The following is a 23533-nucleotide window of genomic DNA, read 5'->3' as shown; positions in this document are numbered from 1 at the left end:
CAATCGGGTATGACCATGCCATGGAGGCGTTTAGCCAGTGAAGCGCCCCATGACAACCGTATTGTAATACCGACCATCGGACAGTACCTTGTCATTCTTTAAGATACCTTCAATCTGAAATCCGAAGCGTTCGTACAGTTGGATGGCGCTCTTATTTGACTCCAGTACATGTAAGGTCATTTTAGTTATGCCGATAGAGTCTGCCCATGCTAAGGAAGTCCTTAGCAGCTCCTTCCCGATGCCATATCCCCAAAACTCCTTCAGAATACAAACGCCAAATTCGGCCTTATGGGCAAAACGCTTTAAATAGATACCCTCGCATCTTGAATAGCCGATGAGTCGGCTGTCTGCAACTGCGACCAAAAATAAATTGCGTTCTCGCTCGCTGTCACTTTGAATAAGCTCTTTGAAACCCTCGGCACTGATGAAAGCCTCCCCCGCCTCCCGGTCCATATGTTCGGTCTCTCCATCGATCTTCACCCGCAGCTGTGATAATGCTGCTGCATCTTCTTCATTAGCAGATCTAATCGAATACCTCAAGCCTCGTACCTCGAAGGACTGCTGCTTCACTATCATTATTCTCTCTCCTATTCCTATGAAATTGTCCTGCAAACAAAATTAGGTTATACGATCCTATCATTCCTCTATGAAAATGACAACTTTGGTTGCTTTATGAAGGATGTCGTTTCTTGTAGACTATACCAAACTACGATGAAGAGGTGATTAGAAATGCCAGAGAATCATCAACAAGTATCGTCCGAGTCCAAAGCAAAGCTGCAACTGGATGAATTGAGGGAAGAAGGCAAAACGCTCACTGAGCAAGAAATGAAGCAAGTTGCAGGTGGTGCTGGAGCCGGGAAGCTTCAAAATACATCGGCCATTCATATGAATGGAAAAACGATCCCCACTAATAAACAACATAAATTTTAAGAGGTGGTGAAAACATGTCAGAGAACAATCAACAAGCACCAATTGATTCCAAAGCAAAGCTTCGTCTTGAGGATTTGAAGGAAGAAGGAAAGAGGCTGACTGAGCAAGAAATGAAGCAAGTTGCGGGTGGAGTAGGACCCAATAGAATTAACTTTCTAGGCTCTTCACAGCAGGGTATTTCGCAAGGTAGAACGATCTATTACTCATGATCTAATCAACACAAGTATCTCGCCTTACTAATCACCTCTTCATTGGGGTGATTCTTTCTTTTCTTCCTATTAATGAACATAAATGAGGGATAGACATGTCCTTATATGATGCAGTATTAATGACCATAAAAGGTCAGGACATTACGTTCCATGAACTGCTCTGCTACGCCCGAAATCATCAAATTACGGATCTCCTTCAACGAAAGGCGAGACAAGTGATCGTTCATCAATACGCGGGGAAATCGGGCATAACGGTTACAGATGACGAATTGCAGACGGGTATCGATGATTTCCGTCGACAGAACGGGCTGCTGCAGGTCGCTGCAGCTATGGAATGGCTTGATCAGAATGGCCTGACATTGGAGGATTTGGGGGACCGGGTACGTGATGGATTGCTGGAATCGAAAGTAGCTGAGAACCTCGCCACTCCTAAAGTTGAGCCATATTTTTATGAAAACCGCCTATTGTTCGATATCGCAATCATATCCAGAATCGTGTTGAAGGAATACGGAGCAGCTCGCGAGCTGTTGTTTCGCATGGAGGAAGGCGGTGACTTTCATAGCCTTGCCCGTGAATATTCAGAAGATGTCGAGACAAGGAGAGCTGGCGGGTTCGTCGGCGAGGTTGGCCGCGACAGCTTAACCTCAGTTGAAGCAGCAGCTGTCTTCGGCGCGCAGCCCGGTGAAATTCTGGGTCCGCTTAAGACGAGTCATGGATATCTATTGCTCAAAGTAGAGGAAATGAAGAGTGCCCGACTTGAAGAGCCGCTTAGAAGCCGTATTGGAATGATTATATTCGAGGAATGGATTCGCGAGCAGATGAATGAGATGGAGATTCATTATGCGCTATGGAATAAACACGATAAACCAGATCATTGATGGGTGTGAAGCAAGTTGGAATCGCTGTTGAATCGAGTCTCTCTCTTTGATGTCATGAATGAGCAGGAGAGAGCCCTCTTATCGCAAAGGCTTGTTCCTGAACAATACCTGATGGGACAAACCATCATTCAGACGGGCAAGCCGATTGAAGCGTTCTATATTATAGCAACAGGGCAAGCGAGAAGAATGAAAGAACAGACGGACGGTAGTGAAACAAATCTGGGCCTCTTGCAACCTGGCGAGCATTTTGGCGAAAGCGGGCTGCTAGGCCGTGAAATTTCCGATATAACCGTTCGGGCTTCGACTGAGCTATGGGTCTGGAAGCTTGCCAAGGATGATTTTGTAGAGCTGCTGCACCTTCAGCCGGAGCTTGAAGGTTATTTGAACATGTATATTGCCTCTGATTCCACGCTGACGTTTTTGCAGACCTCCGCTTTATTCTCTCGGATAGAAACGAACGTGCTGCATTCCCTGCAGGATAAAATGGCCCTTTGCCGGTTTGAAGCGGGCACGATTGTGGTCACAGAAGGAGAAGTAGGGGATTCCTTATATATACTGCGCTCTGGACGTGCGGAAGTGGTGTCCGAAAGCACAGGACAATGGCATTGTGAATTGATAGAGGGAGATTACTTCGGCGGCTTATCGCTGCTGGGCGGCGAACCACTGGATCGAACGGTCAGGATGACGGAGGAATCGACTCTTCTTCGCCTGTCCAAAGAAGTGATGGACGTGCTAATCCGAATGTATCCGGGTATGCGGGAACAGCTTGTCAGCAATGCAACCCAAATTTATGGATCAGGCGGACTTGCCGGCGGAGTATATGGTTGGAGGAAGGAGCAAGAGAGAGCGGAGCAGGCAGAGAAACCGTTGGAGTCTGCGCTCGAAATGGAAGATGAACAGGATAACAGCACGGCCATGAACCATAACTTGCCGCTTTCCTATGAAGCGAGAGCAAGCAAGCGGTTCAGGCGCAGATATCCCATTGTGCTCCAGCAGAGCGAGATGGACTGCGGTCCGACCTGCCTCAGCATGATCAGCCAGTATTATGGCATTAGAATGCCTATTCATACCATTAAGGCGATCGCCGGGACTTCCCGTTCGGGAACGACTCTCCAGCAATTGCGGATTACGGCACAATCGCTTGGTTTCCTTGCACAGGGCTACCGCACAGGTATACTAGAGCTGGCTGAACTTCATTTGCCTGCTATTGCCCATTGGAGAGGCAATCACTATGTTGTGGTCTATGCGATTACGAATGAGCATGTCATTGTAGGCGACCCGGCAATTGGGATCGAGAAGCTGACTCTGGAGCAATTCGCCGACGGCTGGAACGGTATGCTGCTTCAATTGGCGCCCACAGAGGATATGAAAGCATACAGCGGCCATTCATCCACCCTACGCAGATATGTCTCGTTCCTAAAGCCGCATAGCCGCATGCTGGCTCTTGTGCTGACGCTATCCGTCGTCATCCAGTTGTTGTCGCTCTCTCTTCCTGTTTTCACCCAGAAGGTTATCGACACCGTACTGGTCGACAGGGACGAAGGACTTCTTCTTCTCCTGCTGCTGGGCATGCTGGCGATCTCGCTTGCGAATACCTGCTTTATCTTCATTAGGCAATGGATTGCGTCCAAGACAGCGCTGCAGATTGATATGAATATGATTCATGCCTTCTATAAGCATGTGCTTAGACTTCCGCTGTCGTTTTTCAATGAACGAACGGTAGGCGATATGCTGGCGCGGGTGAATGAAAACGAGAAGCTGCGTAAAATACTGACGAACAGCGCATCCAGCTTTATTTTGGACCTGGTTACGATCATAGTGTACGGCTCTTTAATGCTGTATTACAATGCGAAGCTGTTTTTGCTGGCTGCTGTTATTTTTCCTCTGTACGCCTTATTGATTTATGTCATCAGTCCGCGTATGCGGCGGAATAGCCGCAAGCAATTTCTGGCGGAGGCCGACTCGGATTCGACGATGGTGGAGGCTGTGCAGCATATCGCTGCGGTGAAAAGCTTGACAGCGGAGCAGAAAGTATTTGACGGGCTCAAGCTTAAGTTTAAGAAGGCCATGGATTTGCGGCTCAAAGGCATGTTCCTGTGGGTATCTGCAGAAGCTGGCAGCGAGTGGATTCGGACGCTCGGCACCATCATTGTGTTGTTTTTTGGTTCCCGCTATGTACTGGCTAATGAAATGACGGCTGGCGAGCTGGTCGCCTTCACCGTACTGCTGGCGACAGTTACACAATCATTTTCGTATTTGATTCAAATGATGGATGATCTTATGGAAGCGCGCATCTCGGTGGAGCGGCTGGACGATGTGTTCCAAGCGTCGCCAGAGCAGAAGGAAGATCAGCATCTCCGCAAGCTTGCTCGCACCAGTGGACATCTGGTTTGGGATAATGTGACGTTCCGCTATGAGGAAGACGGGACTAATGCGCTGCAAAACGTTTCCTTCGAGATGTTTCCCGGACAGACGGTCGCATTAGTCGGCAGAAGCGGCTCCGGCAAGTCGACGATGGCTAATCTGATCACGAGGCTATATCTTCCTGCGAGCGGCCGGATTACGCTGGATGGCTATGATTTGCAAAGCATCGATGTAGAATCCTTGCGATCCCATATCGGAGTTGTACAGCAAGAAACGGCCATATTCCGGGGGTCCATTCGAGACAATATAGCGTTCCGGCAACCGGATGCGTCCCATCAGGATATTGAGGCGGCTGCCGTTCTAGCTGGCGCCCATGATTTCATTCGAAATACGGCGTTAGGCTACGAGACGATGATAGGCGAGGGAGGAATGAGGTTATCCGGAGGCCAGAGCCAACGGATTGCGATTGCAAGAGCATTGCTAGGCAATCCCCCGTTGCTGCTGTTCGACGAGGCGACAAGCGCTCTCGATACGGAATCGGAGAGGCTGATTCAGCACAATATGAAGGAAATGCTGAAGCACCGAACGACGCTCATTATCGCTCATCGGCTTAGTACGGTGAAGCATGCGGACCGTATCCTCGTGCTGGATAAAGGCTGTGTGGTCGAAAGCGGAACGCATGATGAGCTGATGGAGTCGGGCGGGCTTTACTCCTATTTGATCCATCAGCAGCTGGCGTAGCCATTCGAACACTTATGCGATCCACCTAAGGGGAGTTAAGATGAAATTTCGGAAAAACGGCACATCCGCCGTTTTTTTGTTATACTGAGGTAGAAGCTAATAGGAAAGTTGGCGTCCGATTCTATTCATGATGAATAGATCGGGCTTTCTTTATGGACAGCGAAATCAGTCAGAATAATAGGAAAAGAAGTGATGAGGCTGTGGACGGCGGCATACGATCCAGCATTCAACGGAAGAGCGACTCGTTATTAACGAAGTATTTTACGGGCAGCTCCATGGATTACAAGCAAATTTTCGCAATCATTATTCCCATTTTTGTAGATTCGGCGTTTATTGTATTAATGGCGATTATGAACACAGCCATGGTCAGCTCCTCCGGGGTTGCGGCCGTCAGCGCAGTCAGCATGGTCGATTCAATCAATATGTTTCTGGTGAACCTGTTTGTCGCAATTGCAACAGGCGGGACGGTAATCGTGGCTCAATATAAAGGCAGAGGCAATGGAGAAATGGTGGCGAAGTCAGCTTCACAGGCGATATCATCGGTGGCTATCGTATCTGTAGTCATCGCGGCATTGATCATCGTGTTCCATGCCTCTACTTTAAATGCGCTATTCGGAAACGCGGATGCGGATGTCCTGCATCATGCGAAAATATTTCTGATCGGCAGCTGCATCTCTTATCCGTTCATTGCGATCTATCAGGCCGTCACAGGCGTGCTCAGAGGCGTAGCGGAGACAAAAGCGTGTCTCGTGCTGTCGCTGATTCTGAACGTATCTTATTTTCTGCTAAATGTTATTCTGATTAAAATGTTCGATATGGGCGTAATTGGATTATCAATCTCGTTAATACTGGCACGTGTGTTAGGTATGGTTGTGTCGATGATTTATTTGTTTAAATATAATCAAACGATTCGGATTAAACTTAGAGATACTTTTCTTATCCATTGGTCTATTTTGAAAAAAATCTTGTATATCGGCATTCCTTTCGCCATGGAGCAAATGTTCTTCAATGGGGGCAAGCTGTTGACCCAGACGTTTATCGTGCATCTGGGCACGCTGGCTATTACAGTCAATGCGATCAGCAACTCGCTGACGATGCTGTTCCAGATCGGGGGTACGGCGCTTAGCGTAGCGATCGTTACGGTAGTGGGCCAATGTATGGGGCGAAGAGATATCGAGGATGCGAGGAAGTTTATCAAGTCCTTTATCGGACTATCGACGATTTTCTTTGTCATTATTACCGTCATCTTACTGCTCATGTTCCCTATGCTGGTGAAGCTGTACGCTCCGCCGAAGGAGATTGTACCTTCTATCTTTGCGCTGATTCTGCTGATTGCAATCGCGCAGCCGATTGTATGGTCGTTCAGCTTCATTATGCCGTCGGCCTTGCGCGCGGCAGGCGATTCCAAATTTACGTCGATCGCATCGCTGCTTTCGATGTGGCTGTTCCGTATTATTTTAGGCTACATTCTTGGCATTACGCTGGGCTTTGGCCTGATGGGCGTATGGGTGGCGATGGTGGCCGAATGGGGCGTCCGCGGCATCATATTCGCTTGGCGGTTCAGAGGAGACAAGTGGTACAGACATAAGCTCATATAGGAAGAGGCCGTCCCCAAAGTCACTTGTGGCTTTGAGGATGGCCTTCTTTAATGAACAGAAAACCATTAATGCTTTTGAGGATCAAGTACAATGATTCTGCCCGTGATGACACCTTCTTCGTCTCGGTGAAATTGCAGCGCCCAATAGAGATCGTCCTTCCCGCTGACGGAGAAACGATCCGAATCGCCAGCCTGACCTTCTCTGAAAAACTTTTCGGGAGACGACGTTATGCTCCAATCCTCATGCTCATAATGAAAGTTCCCCGAATCATCATAGGTCACTTCTTTTACCGATTCCGGAATGATCTGTCCGAGCGACTCGCCGCTGCACAATTTCAGTCGTAATCCATTAATCCAAGCTGCCCATTCAGTTTCCCCGTTGGAGGTTTCCTCGTGGCTCCGCGAAGTTTGGGCAGCGATGGATTCAGCAGTGCTTCCACATAGGCCTCTGCTTCTTCATGATCCGCCTTTGCGATGTCGAGAGGAAGATCAAATAGGAGGGATCTTGAAAGTGAACGCGCAGTGCAAGACGCTCTGGAGAAGTTGACGGAGGAGCGAACTACGATTGTGATTGCACATCGTCTATCGACTGTTCGCAATGCGCAGCGCATTGTGGTGCTCACAGATAACGGAATTGAAGAGCAAGGTACTCATGCTGAGCTGCTGGAACGCAATGGCGTATATGTCAGGCTGTATTATCGGGATCGAGTGGCTCCAGACGGATAAGTCTAGATCAGAAGGACTTCGTGTAGAGGTCCTTCTGGATTCTATGATATGATCGATAAATGGAGGTGTGACGAAGATGAAAGACAGCATCGTAGTCATTACAGGCGCTAATTCAGGAATAGGCAAAGCAGCGGCCCATAAATTCGCAGCAGAGGGATACAGGGTAGTGATGGCGTGCCGCAATTTAGCAATTAGTAAGCCTGTCCAGCAAGAGATAATGTCCATTTCAGGTAATCAAACCGTCGATCTGCTGGAGCTTGACGTATCCTCTTTCGATTCCATTCGTGCATTTTGCGCAGTGTTCAAGGCCACATACAGTAAGCTTGATATTCTCATTCATAATGCCGCTTATCTGAGTCATGGCGAGACGGAGTACAGGCTGAGCTCGGAGCATGTCGAGTTATCCTTCGCCACCAATGCGTATGGTCCGCTCTATATGATCGAATTGCTGGTTGAGTGGCTGGCAAGATCCGACGACGCTAGGGTGCTGAATGCCTGCACGACGAATATTAAAAACTTTTTTGACCCCAAACGATCGATTGAGTTCGATAACCTGCGCGGGGAGCATCGGTCAACGAGAAGGTACAGCTCTTACAAAATGTATGGCGACTCCAAGATGGCCTTCCTGATTTTGACCATCAAGATGGCAGAGCAATGGAGAGAGCGGGGCATTAAAGTAAATGCTATTCAAATTAATCGCGTGAAGCTATCCAAGGAAACGATTGCCAAGATGAAGTCGTACTGGAAGGCGCTGGCTTGGGCGCAAAACCTGACGAATCCGCATCCGTCCGGTATGGCGGACAATTATTATCACATCTGCACATCGGATGTATTCCAAGACGCAACCGGCCAGCTTATCAATCATAAATGTGAGATTGTTCAGCCGTCGGTCAGCGAACAAGGCTTGGATCAGCTTAAAAATATATTCGGCTCCTCCCATTATCCCCGCTATGCAATCGACCACGCCAATGTAGAGAAAGTATGGGGAATGGGGCAAGCGTTAATAGCCGCCCATTCGAGCCGATACTAGATCCGTTCTTGCAGGAGCAGGATGAGATGAAAGCCTAGATATAGGGCCGTGCCCCACATGATAACGGCGGATATGGCTGGGATAAGGGAGAGAATTCGAGATGACCCGACTCGCTGGCCAATGAATTGACCGGCTGCTCCCAGACTGATGAACCACAGCCAAGATGTCAAGATACATAGGATCGCAAATACGAGCTTTGCCAGGCCGGCGTATTGGATGGAGCTGGTACCGATCACGCCAACCGTATCTAATATGGCATGAGGGTTCAGCAAGGATACAGTGAACGCGAAGCCCACTTGTTTTCTGGCGGAGAAGCCATTGCTGCCCCCACTATGCGTATGCACACGATTTCGATTCCTCCATGTGACCCATCCCGTATACAGCAAGAAGCCGCATCCCAGCAAATAAAGCAATGCTTTGATCCAATCATTTTCCAATACGATGACAGAAACGCCTAGCACAGCAAGAGCAATCAGAATCGTATCGCACAAGGCGGCGGTGACGATGACAGGCAGCACCTTGATAAACCTTTTGTGAACCGTTCCTTGCGTAAAAACAAATGTGTTCTGTGCGCCGAGCGGCAGAATAAGTCCCAGCGCCAGAATAAAACCGTGAATTGCTGCTCCGATCATGATGTTGCCTCCTCTTTTTTACCCATTCTAGAGGGAGGGCAGAACGGAGTCGACAACCAAAGGATTGTCATTTGGCCCAACCAATCTGATAAAATAAGAAAAACGTTACGAAAGAAAGATGGATGTTATGACTGAAGAATGGCTTCTCGATCGAAGTTCAACTATCCCGTTGTTTCAGCAAATTTGTGATCGCATAGTAGAGAAAATACGAAATGGCGAATGGCCCGTTGGAACTAAAATTCCGACGCAAAGAGAACTCGCACGCAGGTTCGGAGTCAATCGAAGTACAATTGTGTACGCACTGGATGAACTGACTGCGGATGGACTTATTCAGTCCAGGGTGGGTCATGGAACAGTGGTGGTTAACAATACGTGGAACGTGATCGCTTCCTCGCGATCACATGATTGGGGACGTTATGTGGCAGCGGGGGCACATCAGCCTAATCATCAATGGATTCAAATCATTAATAAAGCGGAAGAGGACAAAGCCATTCTGCGGCTCGGAACAGGCGAGCCCTCCCCGGATTTGCTGCCTGCACACACCATGCTGCATTCCTTGCAGAGCCGCGGAGATGTTCTCTCGCTGAGTTATTCAGAGCCGCGTGGAAGCCTTCGACTGAGAGAAGCCTTGAGCAGATACTTGCTGTCGAAAGGAATCAAGGCGGCGCCGTCTTCAATTCTGATTGTATCCGGCGCCCTGCAAGCCTTGCAGCTCATATCGCTTGGGCTGCTGCGTGAAGGCTCGACGATTCTAACGGAGAGCCCCAGCTACCTTAATTCCATTCATGTCGTTCAGTCCACGGGTGTTCGCCCATGCGGCATGCCAATGGACAAGGAGGGGCTGATCGCGGGGCGAATCGGGCCGATGAAGCGGCAGACGGATGCTGCTATGTTATATACAATACCTACTTTTCATAATCCTACGGGCTGTCTCATGTCCGCATCTCGAAGGGAAGAGCTAATGCGGGTATGTATGCATGAGCGGTTGCCTGTTGTGGAGGACGATGTCTATGGGGATCTCTGGCTGGACGCTTCTCCTCCGGCTCCATTGAAGTCGTTGGACCGCGAAGGGCTTGTGCTGTATATCGGAAGCATGTCCAAGTCACTGGGGCCGGGACTTAGGCTTGGATGGGTAGTTGCGCCTGAACCGGTTATTGATCGTTTGTCCGACATCAAGATGCAGACCGACTACGGGACAAGCGCGCTGTCGCAGTATGCTGTTGCTGAGTGGCTGGAGACGGGGCTTTATGACAAGCATCTTGCCGGATTGCGAGAGGAGTTGCGTCGCAGAAGGAATCATATGTCCACCCTGCTGGACCGTTATATGCAAAGCTATGCGGAGTGGAGTCTGCCGCAGGGAGGGTTCTATATTTGGCTGCGAATTCTCCTTCCGTTATCGGTGCGAAAGTTATTCGAGCTTGCCTTGAAGGAAGGCATTCTTCTACATCCCGGGAGCGTATATGATCCCGGACTGGGCGAACCCTATTTGCGGTTATCCTACGCCTATGCATCTTTCGAAGGGATGGAGCATGGGATAAGCCGGCTTGCGGCGCTCATTTTTCAACTGGGCGGCAAACAGTAGGATGGCCAAGGGGCTGTAATTCATGGCAATCTTTCGACAAAGCTCTTCGATGCAGCGGAGAGAGGCACGCCTTTCAGCGTAGCAATGCCGATCGATCGTTCGGGAACGGGCGGTGTTAGCGGAATCTCAATCAACTGACCGGCAGCCAGTTCCTCTGCAACATACTCTTTCACGATAAATGTTAGTCCAAATCCTCTCTGCGCGAATTGAACGAGCAGATCGAGACTGCCCAGCTCGAACTCTGGCGTCAGCAGGATGTTGTGCGAAGCTGCATATTGGTCCAAATATGCTCTCGTACTGCCGCCAGGCTCCAGCAGTAGCAATGGATATTGCTGGAGGCTTGCCAATTTGAAGGGCGCTTGAGCCAATGAAGAGTAAGCCGGACCACCGACAAGACAGTCTTGCAACGGGGAGCTTCTCCTGATCTGTAAGCTGCTGTCTGCCACAGGCAGATTGAGGATGCCGAAGTCGATTCGCCCTTCTTTTAGAAGCGCGATTGTTTCCGGCGTGGTCCGGTTCGTGACGCGTATGCGAATGTTAGGGAATTGCCTATGAAACGACTCCAGGTAAGGCAGCAAATAATGTTTGCACAATGAGTCGCTTGCTCCGATATTGATTTCCCCGTACTCCAAATTGTGCATTTCCGCAATCTTCTTCTCGCCGCTGTCGATGGCCCGGAAGGCTTGCTCGACATGTTGAAGCAGCACTTCTCCTTCGGCAGTAAGTGTAACGCCCCGCGCGGTTCGGAAAAACAGCTGTCCTCCTAGTCCGCTCTCCAGTTGCTTAAGCGTATGGCTGACAGCAGGCTGCGTAATATGCAGTTTTTGTGCCGCTTTGGTTAAACTCCCTAATTGGGCAGTCCAATAGAAGACGCGGTACCATTCCATATTAAAATCCATAGTCATTACTCCTATTTATATCTGATATTAGTAATATCAATTTTATTAATGTGTCCTTGCACATTATAATCGTTCCTATAAGAGATTACAAATACAGGAGGCGATTCGCAAGTGGCGGTAACAGCGATTGTTGGAGCGAATTGGGGTGATGAAGGCAAAGGCAAGATGACGGATGTGCTTGCTGCCCAATCGTCCTATGTGGTTCGATTTCAAGGCGGAAGCAACGCGGGTCATACGATTATTAACGATTACGGGAAGTTTGCGCTGTCCATGCTTCCCTCTGGGGTGTTTTATCCCGAGGTCACAAATGTCATTGGTCCTGGTGCAGCGCTGGACGGCGATTCATTGTTGCACGAGTTGGAGCAATTAATGGCAAGAGGAGTACCACAGCCAACCTTGAAGGTGTCGGATCGGGCTCAGGTAGTGTTGCCCGTTCATCGATTATTGGACGCGCTGGAGGAAGAGAGACTAGGCAATCGCAGCTATGGCTCAACTAAACGGGGAATCGCCCCTTTTTATGCGGATAAATATGCGAAGCTCGGGGTACAGGTAGCGGATTTGTATGATCGAAACCGCTTGCTAGAGAGAGTGGGGCAACTGCTGGAAGTCAAAAATGTGCTGTTGACTCATCTATACGGACATCAGCCACTGGAAGTTATGCCAATTGTGGAGGAATTGCTGGAGCTGGGAGAGAGATTTCTGCCGTATGTATGTGATACGACGACAATGCTTCAGCAAGCATATAAGGAGCAACAATCGATCTTGCTGGAGGGCCAGCTAGGGGCGCTTCGCGATCCCGATCACGGTATTTATCCGTATTCGATATCTTCTTCCACCTTGGCTGGTTATGCCCCCGTTGGAGGTGGGCTCCCCGCATATGCGTTGACTGATGTGCTGGTTGTAGTGAAAGCTTATTCCAGTTGTGTAGGAGCGGGTCCATTCATCTCGGAGATCGAGGGCGTGGAAGCGGAGCAATTGCGGCTTCGGGGCGGCGATGCGGGCGAATTCGGAGTAGTGACGGGCAGACCGAGACGCGTGGGGTGGTTTGACGCTGTCGCTACAAGGTACGGCTGCATGGTGCAAGGCGCGACGGAAATAGCGCTAACGAATTTGGATGTACTTAGTTACCTGGATTCAATTCCGGTATGCGTAGGCTACCAGTTGAAAGACGGGACGGTTACGGAGCAGTTTCCTGTCAATGCAAAACTGGAGGGGGCCACGCCAGTCCTTCGAGAGCTTCCGGGCTGGAAATGCGATATTTCAGGGGCAAGAGCATTCGACGAGCTTCCCGCAGAAGCGCAGCAGTATGTATCATTTATTGAAACGGAGATTGGCGTGAAAATCTCTTACTTGTCCATAGGTCCGAGGCGCGAGCAGCTGATGAAATTAGGATAAACAGATTATGATTCTGTTTTTAAGCTTGATGAAGTGTCAATAAACAAGCAATAGCGATTGTTTTATTTGCTTATAATAGTTTCACAGAGGCGGCAATGCGGTACCTGTTGGTACGGTCTGCCGTTTTTTTTAGGATTGATTGGACTCACTGTCTTCAAGAACGAAGTGAATTGGGGTAAACTAGAAACGGATGAATGTATTGGTCGTGTAATTAATTTAACAGTTCATTTGGCCAATCATTCCGATTAGCGGTATCACGCTTATCATCGTGGGAACGTTAAACATGAAGCTGGTGGAGCTGCTTCTGGATGAGGTCTCTTATTTGTGCTACGAAATGAATAAGTTGTGACAATCTATGGATGAATAGTGGCAAGTATATTTCTAGAAAGGGTTGAGTAGATGAAAAAAGTAATAGCCGGAGGCATTTTGTTGTTTTGTGGAATCATTCTATATTTGGGCGTCTATATCCCGGCCTCCCAAATTGCTTTCAAGTTAGGCAGTTGGACAACTCCTCCGGGACGTCTCGGAACCGCTCTGAGTCAAACGGGCGGAACGACGCCAATGGTATATGCTGCAATCATGATGGCAGTCGGAGCCTGTTTGTTATTGTGGGGATGCTTTCTGGACGATATTCGTCGTAAGCAGAATGGGAAGCAAGTAGAGACATCTGAGCAATAGACTGTTCACAAATAGATGAAGTACGAAAAGGAGTGATGACGATCGAACAACAAGGCGTAAGGTCGGCAGAAGAAGAATCATTCCTAGGCAAATGGACGGTTTCCCGGCAAATGGGGAGATTCAAATTTGTCGTTACAAGAGGGCTTGTCTATACCCTATTACTATTTGGTTTATGGCTTACTTTAACATGGATTGATATTAACATATCAGAATCTCAACAAGCCTTGTATGGACGTGGGTTCGACTTTTGGATGAGATGTATCATTTGGTTTGTTTGTTATCTCTTGTTGGGTTTGACGTTTGCCTTAAGCAGGTGGAAGCGAAATGAAGAGAAGTTTCACTATTTATCAAAGAGTTGATGATGAAGAGAGTGATTCTGTGGAATCGAAAAGCGGAAAAGTAAAATCAGTCATTCTATTCTCTCTGTTGGGCGCTGTAGCGATTCCAATAGCCGTATATTATATCTTTCAATTCATCTTCTTCGATTATTATAATGAATCTAAAGGGTTATTGCCTGGGATGGGCCATATGTTTATATGCGGAGTAATGATATTTATTAACCTGATTCTTTTTCCCATTGCCAATGTGATGAACTACAAGAAATTGATCACAGAAAACGCAAGCCGGGAAGATGAAGAAAGGTTTGTATCCAAAACGACTTTGATTGTCGTGAGTAGTGCGGTTGTTCAAAGCGTAATTAGTCTTGTTATTGAGAATCCTTTTTAGGAATAGGAGAGTGCAAGCTATGAATAGTCCGGTTCAAAACAAGATTGGTTGTACTTTTATTCCGGTGAGCAACTTGGAGAAGGCAAGAGACTGGTATTGCAATCTGCTCGATTTGCCAACAGACGGAGAGATTTACCATGGGCATCTCTATATACTGCCCATGCAAGGCACTCCCAATATCGTATTGGACAGCAAGATTTATTCGCCGGAGAAGGTCATTCAGGTTCCGTTCATCCAGCTTGTGACAGCGGATATCGAAGCCTCCTATGCCTATATGAAAGAGCACAATGTGGAGCTTCTGAGCAATATCGAGAACGGACATTGGTTCAATATTAAAGATCCGGACGGCAATGTGCTGATGATATGCCAATAGTATGATGGGAAGGGCTTCTAGAATGAAATGTTTTCAATCTGACTGATCGGATAAGCCAGGGCTGCGTAAGGCAGCAACAAAGGGCTTTATTCGGTCAGTTTTTTTGGTTGGTGACGACAATCAACTGAGGAAGCCTTTAATGGGGTGCATTGCATATCAAATTCAGAATGTGATAGAATACAGAACGAACGTTCAGTATAAATATCACTTCCGCCACAATACAGAATGAACGTTCAGTATAAAAAGAATAAGGCAGGTCACTATTTATGAGTAAACAAAAAAACCTACAGCTATTGGAGTCTCAATCGGTCAGTCGCACTTTTTTTCGTTATTTGATTCCATCCCTGCTCGGCATGCTGCTTATCGCAGTCAATATTGTCGTAGACGGCGTGATGGTTGGTAATAAGCTGGGCGCGGAGGCGCTGGCAGGGGTGGGCATCGCAAGTCCTGTCTATACCTTGTTTGTCGCGATGTCGCTATGGATTGGCATTGGCGGTGCAACGATGTATTCTCAAGCTATGGGAGCGAAGGATCCGGATAAAGCGCAGCGAATATTCACCCAGTCCGTTGTTCTTATTGCTGCTGCCACACTGGTTATTGGCATAACAGCGTTCTTCTTCCGCGAACCGCTTGTGTACGCGCTTGGCGCCAATGCGGAGACATACCCGCATGCCTCGGATTATTTGAACGTGATGCTGCTGTTCGGTTTTGTATTCACGGTGGAAAACGCGCTTAGCATCTTCGTCCGCAATGACGGCAATCCGAACTTGTCTATGGCAGCACAGATAACATTTGCGCTATCGAATATTGTCATTAACTATACGGTACTCTACGTGCTGGAGTTAGGTGTTCAGGCGGTCGCCTACGGATCGATTATTGCAGCGTCTCTGGGCATGCTTGTGTTGTTCTTGCACTTCCTGAGGGCTGACAATCGGCTCAAGCTGGGAAAATTCCGCTGGAACAAGGCCTTGCTCCTCTCCGTCATCGTCATCGGCTTCCCGAGCTTTTTGGCGGAAGTGGGTTTATCGGTATTCACGATCTCCCATAATGTTGTGCTGGAGGGAGTTGCAGGAACAAGTGGCGTAGCGGCGTTCTCTATCCTTAACTATATTCACAGCATTGTATTGCTGACGTTCCTCGGGTTAGGAGCGGCTATACAACCTATGATCAGTTATTATCATGGAGGGAACTACACGGAGAAGATACGACAGACCGTACGAATCGCCATCTGGACAGCCCTTGGGGCGGGTACGGTACTCATGCTGCTCATGCTGTGGATGACTTCCGGCATTATCGGAATTTTTGGCGACTTCTCGGTAGAGATCGTAGAGCTTGCAACGAAGGGTCTCCACCTGTTTGTCCTGGCCTATCTGTTCATGGGCGTCAACTTTGTTATGATGACATTCAGTCAGACGACGGGACGGCTGAAGCTGGCGACATGGATTACAGCAGCTAGAGAAATTATATTGATGCTGATCTTTATTGCGGTGTTGCCGAAACTGATCGGTATTACAGGGGTGTGGCTGGCCGTACCTTTGTCGGAATGTATTGTACTTATCACGATTTATTTCTATTATAAGAGGTATGGATTAATCCGCGATAAGGGGACCGGTTGAATGAACAAAAAGAAGCTGCAAAGCGAACAAACCAAAAAGAAGGTAGCCGAAGCGGCTCGGGCGTTATTTGCTCAAAAGGGATATAAGGCGACTTCGATTGAGGATATCGTTGCCGCAACTGGCAGCAGCAAAGGGAATATCTATTACCATTTTCAAAGCAAGGAGGGCTTGTTCCAGTATTTGCTTAACGAGTGGGACAATGAATGGAAGGAACAATGGTCCGAGCTGGAGCGGGACTATGCCACAGTCAGCGACAAGCTGCAAGGACTTGCCGAGCATCTTGTCGTTAATGATCTGAATCATCCGCTCACCAGGGCGACGGATGAATTTCTGACGAGCGAGTGGGAGCGGAGCGACGTTCAGGACGATTTGTCCAGCCATATGAACCAGCATGTCGAATTCAACAAGCAGCTGCTGCAACAGGCGATGGACAAGGGAGAGCTGGCGCAAGGAGATGCGGCAACAATGGCTTACGTGCTTGAGGCGTTGTTTATGGGACTGGCGGAAGTGTCCAAGCGCATGCCGGATCGTGAGGCTACCATCGATATTTATCGCAATGCGATGAACGTGTTTCTGAATGGTACGACCGTCGGTTCTTCCGAAAAAAGATAAATGAAAGAGAAGGGCAGTCGGTTATTCTTAACCGTTACTGCCCTTCTCTTATTTCATGCAGATAGAAGCGTACAACTCCATGTATACCGAGTTTCTTGGCATTATAGCGGTGGCGGCCCAGTTACCCACCGTATGCTGTTCAAGATTAGTTGCCGATACGAATCCTGCAGAAAGGATGGCGAGCAATGCCCCGGCTGTAGATAGACAAGCCTGCCCAAGCCGTAGCGATGCTCCCAGCCAGCGGGATAACGGCTACCCTCAAACTCATATTCCAGGAATACATTTCGAGGAGAAAACGCATCGAATTCGAACATGTACGGTTCTTCGTCAAGCGTGAAGGCTTGGACGCCTTCAAGCAATGGATGATCCTCTTGCGCAGGTAGGTAAGTCAACGGCTGATAGGGAGGATGGCCCGTGAAGCGCGCCCCGATCAGCCCTGCAAGCTCATGACTCGCCTGAAGCGAGATGCCGTTATGGATAACGAGCAGCCCGCCGCCACCCGCAATGAACCGGAGCAGCCCCGCAACTTGCCCGGCTTCCAGAGGCCTGTCCCAGCAATCCGTATAAGAGATCACGGCAGTGAAGCCGTCCTGTTCTAGAGTCTTCAATGTATCGTAATCTTCAGTCGGGAACAGCTCGAAGCCGTCCGCTGCAATTGCTTGCAGCTGCTGGAGCGCAGGCTCCAGCGGATGCCAAGTGCTATGGACATTGTCCCCAATTAACAATAGCTTGGATGGAGTTTTCATTGGAATAGCTCCTTTTCCTATATGCGCTTATGATTTTTTGGCAAAAGACAATCCTCTTTCTTGGAGTGCCGCTTTCAGCATGCGTATACCTTTGGGGCCCATGCCATGCAGCTTTAATAACTCTGCTTCCGTCACCTCGGTAAATTGCTCAAGCTTATAATACCCGGCTAGATCAAGGGCCTGATTAGCAGGCTTGCTGATTATGGGCAGTTCTTTTTCAGGTCTGGAATTAGCGGACATGATCATATAGCTCCTTTCAGTAGATCCATGTACATTCACTCTAAGTATAGCCTGTTGCGTTATTATCGAATATACAAAAACACGCCCGATGAGCGTGTTTTTTCGTATCTAACCGTTAGCCGCAGCGGAGATGCTTTTTTACGTCTGTGAATAGGAAGGGTCAGGCCTTCACGTTCTTTTTCTTAGCCTCATAATTTATCGTTTTCGATCGTCTTCCCATACGATTCGTCCCCATTACCCCCGCAATAATCATGATGGATCCGATCAGAGCATAGATGGTGATTTCCTCTTTCAGGAAAGCGGCACCGGCGACGATGGAGACAATCGTAGACAAATTGGAGAATACGCCTACCTTGGATGCTTCCAGCTTGGATAAAGCATAGTTGGCTGTAAGTGCAGTGAGGAGAGAAGAGAAAATGCCTAAATATAGAACCGAAATGATAAAGGTCCCGCTTAAAAGCGGCTCAAAGATCGTATGAAGCGTGCCCGAAGCCGTATGATTCGTCACGGATGCGATCAAGAAGATCATAAACCCGATGCCAAGCATCAGGTAAGTCACTTCTGCCGGCTTGAACGTTTTCAGAAGCGAACGGGCTAATACGCTGTATCCGGCCGATGTCAGGCAGGATAGGAATAACAGGAGGATTCCTGTCATATTCGACCAATCGATGCCGCTCCCTTTCATCGCAAAGATGAATACCACGCCGAAGGCCGATAGGAAGATGGACAGTTTCTGAAAAGCTGTGGTCCTTTCCCTCAAAAACAGCGAAGCAATGATCATCGTAAGTACAGGCGTAAACGCGTAGAGAATACCGCCTTCAGAAGAAGTGGCATGCTGGAGCCCGAATGTTTGAAGCGTGAAGAAGCCAAGCGGATACAGAGCAGCTAGCGGCAGCGCGGCGAGAAGCCGTTTCCCTCGGAAGTTCAGTTTTACTTGTCCGAACAGCACGGGGATGGTCATGACTGCGAAAGAAATCGCGAATCGGTACACCAGCGTATCGAGAGGTGTCGCTTGTTGCAGCGCCATTTTGGTAAACAGAAATGAAAATCCGACGATAACCGCATTCAGCGTGATGGCTGCATAAGCAAGTTTCATTCCATGAAGTTGATTCATAACAGGTGTCTCCTTGCATTCAGTTTTGGAACGAGTGTGCAGCACTCATGTCCTCTAATAAAAATGATAGGGCGTATTGAAATAGCCAACAATGGCCAATATACAGAACTGTATCGATACAGTTGAATGCTCCATGTATAATAGAAGGGGAAACGGGGTGCAGCGGGATGAAGAAATATACGAGCGTCATGGAAGATATTGAAGGGAAAATAGATGATGGAACGTATCGCCCAGGAGATCAACTGCCGTCAGTACGGGCAGCTGCAGAAGCTTACGGCTGCGGAATCGGCACCATCACTAGAGCGTATGCGGAGCTGGAGAGTCGGCATGCCATTTATGCCATTCCCCAAAGCGGTTATTATGTAGTGGAACGTCCGGGCAGGTCGCCTGGTGACAAGGACACGAATCTTATTGATTTCTCCTCGGCACTCCCTGATGTGGATGTATTTCCTTATCTTGACTTCCAGCATTGCTTGAATAAAGCAATCGATACGTATAAGCATGAACTTTTCACTTATGGCGATCCAAAGGGGCTGGAGAAGCTTAGACAGACACTGGTGTCCCACTTGGCGGAAGATCAGGTGTTCACCGATGTGAGGAGGATCTTGGTCACTTCAGGAGCTAGTCCGGTCCTGGAGGAATTGGCAAGGATGCCGTTTCCGAATGGTAAGAAAACAATTCTGATCGAGCAGCCAAGCTATGATCTATATATTAAATATCTGGAGGCGGAGGGCATTCCAGTAAGCGGAATTGCTCGTTCAGCCGCGGGCATGGATATGAACGAACTCGAACAAAGGTTCAAAAACGACAGCATCAAGTTCTTCTACACGATGCCAAGATTTCACAATCCGATCGGTACATCCTTTAGCACGCAAGATAGAAGGCGTATTGCCGATCTCGCCAGCAAGTATGACGTCTATATCGTGGAAGATGATTATATGGCAGATCTGGGTCTCGAAAGCGGCTTTGATCCGATTTATTCGTATAATCGCACCTCCCATGTCATCTATGTGAAAAGTTTTTCGAAAATCATATTTCCGGGCTTGAGGCTCGGGGCAGTGGTATTGCCGGAGAAGCTGACATATACCTTCTACGCTAGCGGGCGATATTCCGGTCCCTCTCTTCTCTCACAGGCTGCGCTTGAGGTCTATATGAATAATGGCATGTATGCGCGCCACAAGAGCCGGATTGGCAGTCAGTATACGACAAGAATCCGTATGCTGAATGAGGCGCTGAGCCGTTGGGATCATGAGGGCATTATGGAGATCTCCCATAAGGGCGCAGGCATCTATGTGCAATTCAAGCTGCCGAAGACCGTCAATCTGGAACGACTCATTCATAGTCTTGCCGCGAGAGGAGTCAGTGTCATGTCCGGCAAAGACTTCTATTTGTCAAATTGGCTGGATCGGGAGAAATTTTTGCGAATCAGCATCTCGCGCACAAAGCCGGAGAAGATCGAAGCGGGTGTCAAAGCGATTTTGGAGGAAGTGAAGAAAGCCAGGGGGTAATGCGAGAACGTAATTGCCAACATCTGATGAATCATGGTATATTGGTTTCATTATGACGAAGGAGGTGAGGTAGGTGAATCTTGAGATGGCCAACAATCGTATTAGCCAGCTGCCTGTGGCAATGTCTGGCATTGTTCATACTGTTTTCGTTAACGGGAGCAGTCTGTCTAATTTCAACCATACGATTACACCATTCGCGAGAAGACGCCTACCTTAACCACTACGGATAGCTATACCATCCAGAGGGTCGCGGGCTTGTTGTCGCGGCCCTCTTTTTGTATGCGCGCAGGTCAGGGTCTTCATCTATAGGAGGAACTTTAGATGATTATTGTACAAGTGCAGAACGTGAAAAAATATCATGCAGCCAATCTGGTGCTGGAGAATATAACCTTTCAATTAAAAGAAGGTGGCAAAGTGGCTTTGATTGGCCGCAATGGCAGCGGTAAATCAACGCTGCTGCGCCTAATCGCAGGGCATGATGGGGCTGACGAAGGCGTATTGACGATCAAGAAGGGACTTCGGATTGGCTACCTGCCGCAAATACCAGCGGAGTTTGAGCGGTTGACGGTTTATGAGGTGCTTGCATTCGGCTATAGGGAATTGCTGGCCATTCGGGAAGAGATGGCGGAGCTGGAGAAGGCCATGTCCTCGTCCGAGGCGTTGGCGCAGCCCGGGAAGCTGGAGCATCTGCTGGCAGCCTATGCGAAGCTGCAGGAGAAATTCGAGCAGGGCGGCGGCTATGAGATGGAGACAAATATTGATCAGGTTGCAGCGGGCTTGCAGATTGACCGAAGTCAGGATAGTCGTATCTTCGGCAGTCTGTCCGGTGGAGAGAAGACGCGTATTGTGTTAGCCTCGCAGTTGGTCGTTAGGCCGGAGCTGCTGCTGCTTGATGAACCGACGAATCACCTGGACCTCAAAGGAATCGAGTGGTTGGAGCAATTTCTTAACCGATATGAAGGGGCGTACGTCATTGTATCGCATGACCGTTACTTCCTGGATGCCGTCACAACCGAGACGATCGAGGTGGAGGACGGAGAATCCCAATTGTATTTGGCCTCTTACAGCGGGTATGTGAAAGAGAAGGAAGCACGATTGCTTCAGCAATTCGCACAATTCCAGGAGCAGCAGAAGGTGATCAAAAAAATGAAGGAGACGATTCGCCAGCTTGAGGAGTGGGGCAGAATCGGCGATAACGGGAAGTTCTTCAAGCGAGCCGCTTCCATCCGCAAGGCGCTTGAACGCATGGAGAAGATCAAACGGCCGGTACTGGAGCGGAAGACGGCTGAGTTTGAGCTTTCTCCGCAGGATCGCTCCGCGCGAAGAGTATTGGAGTTCTCCGGCGTACGCAAGCAGTATGGCGACCGGGTCATTTTAAGCGAGGCTGAGGGCAGTCTGCTCTACGGGGAGAAAGTCGCTCTTCTGGGCGACAATGGCGCCGGGAAGACGACGCTCCTGAAGCTTGTGCTTGGTACAGAAAGCCCGGATGCGGGCGACATGACCATCGGCTCGCGTGTAGATATTGGCTATCTGGCCCAGCAGGAGGCGAGGGTGAATCCGAAGCAGACAGTGCTGGAGTACTTCCGCATCGAGGATGGCCTTGAGGAAGGAGAGGCCCGCAATGTACTGGCGCATTACTTGTTCTACGGCAATGATGTATTCAAGCCGCTGTCATCGCTGTCTGGAGGAGAATGGTCCCGGCTGAGGCTCGCGTTGCTCGTGAGGCGCAAGCCCAATCTTCTGCTCCTGGACGAGCCGACCAATCATCTTGATATCGATTCGCGGGAAGCACTGGAGGAAGCGCTGGAGGAATTCCCCGGTACGATTCTGGCTATCTCTCATGACCGCTACTTTATGAACCGGCTTGCCAAGCGGATCTGGGAGCTGGAACAGGGCCGAATTGTCTCTTATCTTGGTGATTACAATCGCTTCAAGGAGAAGCGAATGGAACGAACGACAGTGGAACTCCCTTTAGGGAATAAAGAGGGAGGAACAGCTTCGTCGGGCAAGCAGATTGGAGCTGCATCGCGATCGGCAGCGGAGAGGCAACCGCAGAAGTCTGTCGGTCAAGACGGCCGGACGAAGAACGGCGAGCAACTGCGAGAGCAACTGGAGAGCGAGATAGCCAATCTGGAGCAGCAACTAAAGGCGATAGACGGCGAACTCATGGAGCGATCCGAGAGCGGCAATATGGAGCTGCTTGAGCAAGGCTGGAGTGAGCGTGAAGCGCTGGAGGCGAAGCTGTCTGCTCTGATGGAGAAGTGGATGGAACATTCCAGTTAAGCGGGATGTGCTACTATAGCAGTAGACTATTTTATCGAAAGCGGTGATCCCTCAGATGTCCATCTATATCGCATTGCTTCGAGGCATTAATGTAGGCGGGAAAAATAAAATCAAAATGGCGGAGCTGCGGGAGTCGCTTGGCACAATCGGCTTGCAGCGTGTGCAAACCTATATCCAGAGCGGCAACATTTTGTTCGAATCGAATGAAGAAGAGCAGCCGCTCCGGGAGCGCATTGAACAGACGATCGAGGCCGACTTCGGACTGGCGATCAAAGTCGTCATGAGGACGCTTGATGAGCTAAGAAGCATAAAGGGGAACCTGCCTTTCTCGGAACAGCAAGTTGCGGAAGCCAAAGCTTCCGCAGAAGGGGAAGTACTGTATGTGTCGATGCTGCTGGAGCGGCCGCTGCCGGATAAGCTGGAGAAGCTTGGGAGCATCGACACCGGAGAGGACCGCTATGTGCTTGACGGGATCAATTTGTATCTGCTGTATAGCCTCAGCGTTCGCAATTCCAAGTTGTCTGCCCATGTGGAGAAGCTGGGCGTCCCATCTACCGTGCGGAACTGGAATACGATCAACAAGCTGATCGAGTTGGGCAGTGAGATGGAAGCTGCTGCGCTCTCCTAGAGCGGAACAATACAGTGCAGGCAGAA

General features: G+C 49.1%; 25 protein-coding genes. 18 read left to right on the top strand and 7 right to left on the bottom strand.

The annotated features are described in order from the left end of the window. Positions 1 to 30 precede the first annotated feature (30 nt). Positions 31 to 576 (bottom strand): GNAT family N-acetyltransferase, encoded by a 546-nt coding sequence (locus DX130_RS11575; RefSeq protein ID WP_116045319.1) that lies wholly within the window; start codon positions 574 to 576, stop codon positions 31 to 33. Between the two features lie 153 nt (positions 577 to 729). Between DX130_RS11575 and DX130_RS11570 the strand changes: the two genes are divergently transcribed. The 5 genes from DX130_RS11570 (at position 730) to DX130_RS11550 (ending at position 6720) form a co-directional block, all read left to right on the top strand. Continuing rightward, positions 730 to 930, top strand: coding sequence for a hypothetical protein (locus DX130_RS11570; protein WP_116045317.1), 201 nt, complete (start codon positions 730 to 732; stop codon positions 928 to 930). 14 nt (positions 931 to 944) lie between these two features. Beyond that, positions 945 to 1139, top strand: a complete 195-nt coding sequence (locus DX130_RS11565) for a hypothetical protein (protein WP_116045315.1) — start codon at positions 945 to 947, stop codon at positions 1137 to 1139. Positions 1140 to 1234: 95 nt separating this feature from the next. Continuing rightward, on the top strand, positions 1235 to 2017 hold the full coding sequence (locus tag DX130_RS11560) for a foldase protein PrsA (RefSeq protein ID WP_116045313.1): 783 nt from the start codon (positions 1235 to 1237) through the stop codon (positions 2015 to 2017). A gap of 15 nt (positions 2018 to 2032) precedes the next feature. Continuing rightward, positions 2033 to 5122 carry a peptidase domain-containing ABC transporter gene (locus DX130_RS11555; RefSeq protein ID WP_116045311.1) on the top strand — a complete coding sequence of 1030 codons (3090 nt, stop codon included), beginning with the start codon at positions 2033 to 2035 and terminating at the stop codon, positions 5120 to 5122. A 275-nt stretch (positions 5123 to 5397) separates the two neighbouring features. Continuing rightward, positions 5398 to 6720, top strand: coding sequence for an MATE family efflux transporter (locus DX130_RS11550; RefSeq protein ID WP_420818519.1), 1323 nt, complete (start codon positions 5398 to 5400; stop codon positions 6718 to 6720). Positions 6721 to 6785: 65 nt separating this feature from the next. On the opposite strand, the gene DX130_RS11545 is transcribed toward DX130_RS11550, so the two are convergent. Beyond that, entirely contained in the window at positions 6786 to 7052 is a 267-nt protein-coding gene (locus tag DX130_RS11545; protein WP_116045307.1) for a hypothetical protein, read from the bottom strand. Positions 7053 to 7241: 189 nt separating this feature from the next. Here DX130_RS11545 and DX130_RS11540 point away from each other — a divergent pair, with 189 nt between their 5' ends. After that, positions 7242 to 7445, top strand: coding sequence for a P-loop NTPase family protein (locus DX130_RS11540; RefSeq protein ID WP_338068632.1), 204 nt, complete (start codon positions 7242 to 7244; stop codon positions 7443 to 7445). 76 nt (positions 7446 to 7521) lie between these two features. Next, positions 7522 to 8475, top strand: coding sequence for an SDR family NAD(P)-dependent oxidoreductase (locus tag DX130_RS11535; protein ID WP_116045306.1), 954 nt, complete (start codon positions 7522 to 7524; stop codon positions 8473 to 8475). Here the strand turns inward: DX130_RS11535 and DX130_RS11530 are convergent. Beyond that, positions 8472 to 9107 (bottom strand): LysE/ArgO family amino acid transporter, encoded by a 636-nt coding sequence (locus DX130_RS11530; protein WP_116045304.1) that lies wholly within the window; start codon positions 9105 to 9107, stop codon positions 8472 to 8474. The two genes, DX130_RS11535 and DX130_RS11530, sit on opposite strands and share 4 nt — an antisense overlap. Positions 9108 to 9234: 127 nt before the next feature. Here DX130_RS11530 and DX130_RS11525 point away from each other — a divergent pair, with 127 nt between their 5' ends. Next, positions 9235 to 10689 (top strand): aminotransferase-like domain-containing protein, encoded by a 1455-nt coding sequence (locus tag DX130_RS11525; RefSeq protein ID WP_116045302.1) that lies wholly within the window; start codon positions 9235 to 9237, stop codon positions 10687 to 10689. Positions 10690 to 10709: 20 nt separating this feature from the next. On the opposite strand, the gene DX130_RS11520 is transcribed toward DX130_RS11525, so the two are convergent. Continuing rightward, positions 10710 to 11588, bottom strand: a complete 879-nt coding sequence (locus DX130_RS11520; protein ID WP_116045300.1) for a LysR family transcriptional regulator — start codon at positions 11586 to 11588, stop codon at positions 10710 to 10712. A gap of 111 nt (positions 11589 to 11699) precedes the next feature. Here DX130_RS11520 and DX130_RS11515 point away from each other — a divergent pair, with 111 nt between their 5' ends. The 6 genes from DX130_RS11515 to DX130_RS11490 all read left to right on the top strand — a co-directional run bounded on the left by DX130_RS11515 (position 11700) and on the right by DX130_RS11490 (position 16988). Continuing rightward, entirely contained in the window at positions 11700 to 12983 is a 1284-nt protein-coding gene (locus DX130_RS11515; RefSeq protein ID WP_116045298.1) for an adenylosuccinate synthase, read from the top strand. A 399-nt stretch (positions 12984 to 13382) separates the two neighbouring features. Further along, positions 13383 to 13661, top strand: a complete 279-nt coding sequence (locus DX130_RS11510) for a hypothetical protein (protein WP_116045296.1) — start codon at positions 13383 to 13385, stop codon at positions 13659 to 13661. A gap of 324 nt (positions 13662 to 13985) precedes the next feature. Beyond that, positions 13986 to 14387 carry a hypothetical protein gene (locus DX130_RS11505; RefSeq protein ID WP_116045294.1) on the top strand — a complete coding sequence of 134 codons (402 nt, stop codon included), beginning with the start codon at positions 13986 to 13988 and terminating at the stop codon, positions 14385 to 14387. A gap of 19 nt (positions 14388 to 14406) precedes the next feature. Continuing rightward, positions 14407 to 14760, top strand: a complete 354-nt coding sequence (locus DX130_RS11500; protein ID WP_116045292.1) for a VOC family protein — start codon at positions 14407 to 14409, stop codon at positions 14758 to 14760. A 266-nt stretch (positions 14761 to 15026) separates the two neighbouring features. Then, positions 15027 to 16376: an MATE family efflux transporter gene (locus tag DX130_RS11495; protein ID WP_116045290.1), complete on the top strand. Its 1350-nt coding sequence runs from the start codon at positions 15027 to 15029 to the stop codon at positions 16374 to 16376. Further along, positions 16377 to 16988 carry a TetR/AcrR family transcriptional regulator gene (locus DX130_RS11490; RefSeq protein ID WP_116045289.1) on the top strand — a complete coding sequence of 204 codons (612 nt, stop codon included), beginning with the start codon at positions 16377 to 16379 and terminating at the stop codon, positions 16986 to 16988. 101 nt (positions 16989 to 17089) lie between these two features. Here DX130_RS11490 and DX130_RS11485 read toward each other — a convergent pair whose 3' ends face one another. The 3 genes from DX130_RS11485 to DX130_RS11475 all read right to left on the bottom strand — a co-directional run bounded on the left by DX130_RS11485 (position 17090) and on the right by DX130_RS11475 (position 19088). Next, complete coding sequence (locus DX130_RS11485) at positions 17090 to 17734, bottom strand: ThuA domain-containing protein (protein ID WP_116045286.1); 645 nt, start codon at positions 17732 to 17734, stop codon at positions 17090 to 17092. Positions 17735 to 17761: 27 nt separating this feature from the next. Further along, positions 17762 to 17974 carry a helix-hairpin-helix domain-containing protein gene (locus DX130_RS11480; protein ID WP_206098793.1) on the bottom strand — a complete coding sequence of 71 codons (213 nt, stop codon included), beginning with the start codon at positions 17972 to 17974 and terminating at the stop codon, positions 17762 to 17764. Between the two features lie 160 nt (positions 17975 to 18134). Beyond that, positions 18135 to 19088 (bottom strand): DMT family transporter, encoded by a 954-nt coding sequence (locus DX130_RS11475; protein WP_116045282.1) that lies wholly within the window; start codon positions 19086 to 19088, stop codon positions 18135 to 18137. 167 nt (positions 19089 to 19255) lie between these two features. On the opposite strand from DX130_RS11475, the gene DX130_RS11470 reads away from it, so the two are divergent. The 4 genes from DX130_RS11470 (at position 19256) to DX130_RS11460 (ending at position 23507) form a co-directional block, all read left to right on the top strand. Next, entirely contained in the window at positions 19256 to 20596 is a 1341-nt protein-coding gene (locus DX130_RS11470) for an aminotransferase-like domain-containing protein (RefSeq protein WP_116045281.1), read from the top strand. A 73-nt stretch (positions 20597 to 20669) separates the two neighbouring features. Then, the gene (locus DX130_RS26445; protein WP_165861230.1) at positions 20670 to 20813 is read left to right on the top strand and encodes a hypothetical protein; all 144 of its coding nucleotides are present in this window, start codon (positions 20670 to 20672) and stop codon (positions 20811 to 20813) included. Between the two features lie 104 nt (positions 20814 to 20917). Then, positions 20918 to 22879 carry a ribosomal protection-like ABC-F family protein gene (gene abc-f, locus DX130_RS11465; protein WP_116045279.1) on the top strand — a complete coding sequence of 654 codons (1962 nt, stop codon included), beginning with the start codon at positions 20918 to 20920 and terminating at the stop codon, positions 22877 to 22879. A gap of 55 nt (positions 22880 to 22934) precedes the next feature. Then, positions 22935 to 23507 (top strand): DUF1697 domain-containing protein, encoded by a 573-nt coding sequence (locus tag DX130_RS11460; RefSeq protein WP_116045277.1) that lies wholly within the window; start codon positions 22935 to 22937, stop codon positions 23505 to 23507. The last annotated feature ends 26 nt before the right edge of the window (positions 23508 to 23533 follow it).

Source organism: Paenibacillus paeoniae (genome assembly GCF_003388735.1).
Taxonomy (GTDB): Bacteria; Bacillota; Bacilli; order Paenibacillales; family Paenibacillaceae; genus Pristimantibacillus; species Pristimantibacillus paeoniae.
Note: the sequence above shows the minus strand (reverse complement) of the source record. Positions and strands in the feature narration are given on the sequence as shown.